This window comes from Marinilabilia sp. (assembly GCF_016278715.1).
Classification (GTDB): domain Bacteria; phylum Bacteroidota; class Bacteroidia; order Bacteroidales; family Marinilabiliaceae; genus Marinilabilia.
In genome coordinates, this window is the sequence record NZ_JADQBH010000073.1 from 1 (window position 1) to 3,775 (window position 3,775).

At 46.9% G+C, this 3,775-nt stretch carries 3 protein-coding genes; all 3 read right to left on the reverse strand.

Features of this window, described 5'->3' with window-relative positions; all coding sequences use genetic code 11:
• A partial coding sequence (ftcD, locus tag QZZ43_RS04755) for a glutamate formimidoyltransferase (protein WP_291856764.1) occupies positions 1-1,648 on the reverse strand: 1,648 nt, incomplete at its 3' end.
• 25 nt (positions 1,649-1,673) lie between these two features.
• Positions 1,674-2,912: an imidazolonepropionase gene (gene hutI / locus QZZ43_RS04760; RefSeq protein WP_291856767.1), complete on the reverse strand. Its 1,239-nt coding sequence runs from the start codon at positions 2,910-2,912 to the stop codon at positions 1,674-1,676.
• A gap of 387 nt (positions 2,913-3,299) precedes the next feature.
• Positions 3,300-3,775 (reverse strand): adenylosuccinate synthetase (locus QZZ43_RS04765; RefSeq protein WP_291856769.1); only part of this gene is annotated, 476 nt, incomplete at its 5' end.

The following is a 3,775-nucleotide window of genomic DNA, read 5'->3' on the forward strand; positions in this document are numbered from 1 at the left end:
CAAGAGCCCGTTCTTCAATGTTTTTTCCTTTTGTAATCAAATCTTCAGCGAGTGCTTTATCTATAAGGCCGCCTGCATTAATAAGTACATTGAGCATGGCTCCGCGCACTGCAGCACGTGCACAAATCGCTCCCACGCCTGCATCGCTCACCGAGTTGGGGTTGCCGTTTTCTGCCATGTTTTTGAGTAGGGAAAAACTTTTAAAGGCAGTTTCCATTACCTTCAGGGGTACTTTGGTGGCATTTTCGGTTGCCAACTGAATGGCTTTGGTTCTTTTTGCTTTTTCTTCCTCATTGCTTTTGGGAAGTGAGAAAGCGTCCATTATTTTATTAAAAGCCTGCGTGTCTTCATCAACCAACAAAAGGAGTTTCTGTTGAATTTTCATTCCTTTCTCGGCTTCGTTGGAGAACTCTTCCCAGCGGTTGTCCCAGCCTCGTTTGTGTGAGGACAGGTTGGCTACCATGGTTCCCAGGGCAGCCCCCAGCGCTCCTGTGTAGGCAGCAATAGACCCCCCTCCGGGAGCGGGAGATTCGGAAGCTGTTTCATCCGCAAAGGCCTTGAGGGTTTTGTCCGTTAGTTTTTTATGGCTTTTATCTTTTAGAATGTATTCAATAATTTTTTTGTCCGGGTCGAACGGGTATAATTCATCCAGGCCCATTGACTTTACAGCTATGCGGATGAGCTCTTCCTCGGCCAGGCCGGTGGAACGGTGTTGTTTTTTCAGAAAGTATCTTCCGGCTTCCAGCATGGCTTCCAGCGGGACAACGCCCACCAACTCTGAACCCGTGACTCTCAGTCCGCGGGCAGCTGCCCGTTCGCAGGTCGTATCGAATGCTTTATGGAGCGGAGTAGCGTTCAGGTCAGTCAGGTTCATTGATATTTGAGCGATGCCGTATTCTTCAATAAACCAACCAATCCCTTTGACAGATTTAAGTAGCCCTGGTTCCCAAATTTTATCTCCCTTTTCATCGGTTAAAATTTTTCCGGTGATGGGGTCACCTTCCCGCTTTACCCTACCTCGTTCGCGAATATCGAAAGCCACAGAATTTGCTCGTCTTACGGAAGTGGTGTTTAGGTTGACATTGTAGGCTATCAGGAAATTGCGTGCCCCAATGGCTGTGGCTCCTGTACGGGCTATGTTGTGGTTCCATGTGGCAGGTCCGAAGTCCGGTTTCCAGTCGGCAGTGGAAAGTCTCTTTTCCAGGGCTTCGTATTCCCCTTCCCGGCAGTTGGCGAGGTTTTTTCTTTTTTCTTCGGTGGCTGCAAATTCATAGCAAAAAACAGGTACCTCAAGCTCTTCGCCAACCTGGCGGGCCAGTTCCCGGGCCAGACTGGCGGTCTCTTCCATGGAAATACCGGATACCGGCACCAGTGGACAAACATCAGTAGCCCCGAAACGGGGATGGGCGCCCGAGTGATTGCGCATATCGATCAGTTGCGCTGCTTTCCTGATGGCTCTAAAAGCTGCTTCCATTACAGGTGCGGGTTCTCCGACAAAGGTCACCACTGTGCGGTTGGTAGCTTTTCCAGGATCCACATCAACCAGTTGGATGCCTTTGACCGATTCTATTTCATCGGTAATTTGTTTGATGATCTCCGGGTCGCGTCCTTCAGAGAAATTGGGAACGCATTCTATGAGTTGTTGCATGGCATTTGATTTTATGAGTTTTAATCTATTGTACTATGCCGTTGAGTATTGTTTTCTCCACCTTGTTTTCACCATAGGCATAAGGAATGTATTCGATGGAGGGAATGGGTTTGGTAATGATGAGGTTTGCTTTTTTGCCCGGAGTGATGGATCCCAGTTCTTTTTGCAGGCCCATTGCATAAGCTCCGTTAATGGTAACCGCATTGATGGTTTCTCGTGGAAGCATTTTGTATAGAATGCTACCCATGGAGATGATTAACTGCATATTGCCTGACGGGGAGGAACCGGGGTTGAAATCGGTGGCAAGGGTAAGAGGAAGGCCGGCGTCAATGATTTTCCTGGCCGGAGCGTATTTCAGATTCAGGAAAAAGGCCGCCCCTGGGAGTATTACGGGCATGGTGTCTGATTCCAGTAAGGCATTAATTTCCTCTTCTCCAGTATATTCAAGGTGGTCAACGGAGAGTGCTTTGTGCTTTATTCCTGTTTGAATGCCACCGGAGAAATCCAGTTCGTTGGCGTGAATCTTGGGTTTCAGATCATATTTTGCCGCTGCTTCAAGAATTTTGCTGGTCTGGCCGATGGAGAAAAACCCACGGTCGCAGAAAACATCCACAAAATCGGCCAGTTGTTCTGCAGCCACTGCGGGCAGCATTTCATTGATGACTAAATCCACATATTTGTCGGGGTTTCCTTTGAATTCAGTTGGTACGGCATGAGCACCCAGAAATGTGGAGCGGATGGTTACCGGACTTTCGGCTTTCAGACGTTTGATGACGCGCAGCATTTTCAGTTCAGTTGCGGTGGTCAGGCCATAGCCGCTTTTTATTTCAACGGCTCCGGTTCCCCATCGAACGATTTCCTGAAGCCGTTGCATGGCATCTGCGAAAAGTTGGTTTTCATCAGCTTCCTGCATATTTTTTGCCGAATTGAGTATGCCACCGCCCCGTTTGGCAATCTCTTCATAGCTGAGTCCTTTTATTTTGTCGGTGTATTCAACTTCACGCGATTGCGGAAAAACCAGATGAGTGTGCGAATCGCACCATGTGGGTAACACAAATCGGTCTGAGGCATCCATGATTTCCGCATTTTCGGTGGATGGTATTTTTTCCATCGGCCCAAAGCCGGCGATGATTCCATCTTCGATTAAAAGCCAGGCATTTTCGACCACGGGAAGATCTTGCATGGCTTTACCTGCTACCTTCTCAGGGAATGTGTGGGCTGCAGCAACCAGTAGTTTGATATTTTTTATAATAAGTTTGCTCATTCGGATTCTTTTCTGTTTTAGTACGCTTTTAAAGATACAAAATTTGAATCTTTTTTCTTCGAATCCGGTAGCTGAGTTTGCTCATGCTTTTTCAGAATATGGGTAGTGCCAAGTCAAACGTAACCAATCGGGCCAAGACTCCTTCTTTTGTGTTTTTGCTTCCTAAAAAAAAGACTATCGCAGCAAGGTCTATGCTTACATTTTTTTATTTAACAAGAACTAAAAAACAACTTCGCTTTTCCCGACAGCCTATAATTTGTTTGACCCTAGAGGTAAAAAAAGGCAGCCTTCCCCAAATAAATGAAGAAGGCTGCCTTTTAATTGTTTTTGCAGTTCAGTTGTTACTTATTTACTCCTGCAAACTACAAATTAATGATTGTTTTCTGACTATTTCCTGACAATCGTCTGCTCCCTGTCGGGTCCTACAGAAACAATAGAAATGGGCACTCCCAGTTCGTCTTCCAGATATTTAATGTAATCTTTCAGTTGTTGTGGAAACTCCTCTTCCGATTTTAAGCCTGTAAGGTCGCAATTCCAGCCAGGAAGTTCCTTGTAAACAGGCTCCAGATTTTCGGAGAGTTCGTAAGGAAATTCCTCGGTAACGGTATCTTCAACTTTGTAGGCAGTGGCAATTTTAATGGTGTCGAAACATCCGAGTACATCGCCTTTGGTCATGATTAGTTGCGTAACTCCGTTGATCATGACACTGTATTTCAGCGCCACCAGGTCGAGCCATCCGCATCGGCGCGGACGTCCGGTGGTACTTCCAAACTCGTGACCGTGTTCCCGCATTTTGTCGCCGTCCTCACCAAACAATTCGGTGGGGAAGGGGCCCGAACCCACACGGGTGCAATAGGCTTTAA

Bases quoted from the DNA above. Each gene is read 5' to 3' on its own strand.
- hutI (WP_291856767.1), bottom strand. From the start codon at position 2,912: ATGAGCAAACTTATTATAAAAAATATCAAACTACTGGTTGCTGCAGCC.